The sequence below is a fragment of the Protofrankia sp. CiP3 genome (assembly GCF_917627345.1).
GTDB lineage: Bacteria > Actinomycetota > Actinomycetes > Frankiales > Frankiaceae > Protofrankia.
Genome location: NZ_CAKJTM010000135.1, coordinates 10,200 through 10,954 on the forward strand (window position 1 = coordinate 10,200; position 755 = coordinate 10,954).

Annotated in this window: 1 pseudogene; it reads right to left on the minus strand. The window is 65.3% G+C overall.

What is annotated here, in order from left to right:
• A pseudogene (locus MJ797_RS24120) lies at positions 1–202 on the minus strand (transposase); the annotation flags it as partial.
• Positions 203–755 lie beyond the last annotated feature (553 nt).

The following is a 755-nucleotide window of genomic DNA, read 5'->3' on the forward strand; positions in this document are numbered from 1 at the left end:
CCTGGGGCAGGAGCCGGATCAGTGCGGCGAACACCGCCCGGTCCGCCCAGTCCCACCGCGGCTTCGGCTGGGCACGGCGCAGCACCGCGACCTCATGTCGCAACAGCAGCAACTCGATGTCCTTCGATGCCGACGAGCGGCCGAGGAGAACCACCCAGCCACAGACCCGCACGAAGATCAGGTACGGCAGGCGTACGGACATAGCTGACCATCATGCCGGCAGCCCACTCCACCGCGTCAGCCCAGGTCACAGGCCCAAGCCGACTTCTGGCACCCCCAATGCGCCATGAGCGCGGAGAGTGAGGTCGACAGGTAGGGGATCTCGCTTGATGCGGTGCTGCGTGGAAGATGAAGGATTTGTGGCCCTTCGGCGTCGCCCTGCGGGGGGAGGCGTCAAACCACCTCATGCTGCGTTGGCTGAAGACCGTCGTGGTGAGCGATGAGGAAAAGGCGCACAAGATGCGTCAGGTAGGGACCGGGAAGGCGAGCGAGAGCGAACCGCTGAGGAAGTGTCGAAACCAGATCAGACGGCATCGAAACTGGGGCGCTTGGGGTTGCTTCAGGATGAGCCTGGCGGGAGCCCGTGTACTGGCCAGGTGGTGCCCGGCATGGAGGCGGCGCGAGCCTGGTCTGCGGCTTTCACGTGGAACATGGGAAGGCGGATGCCGACACTGCGCGCCCGCCCTGCGGGGCGGACGGGCGAGAGGGAGCGCGCCAAGCGGCAGGAACCGTAAGAATCCGTAATGAAATAACTT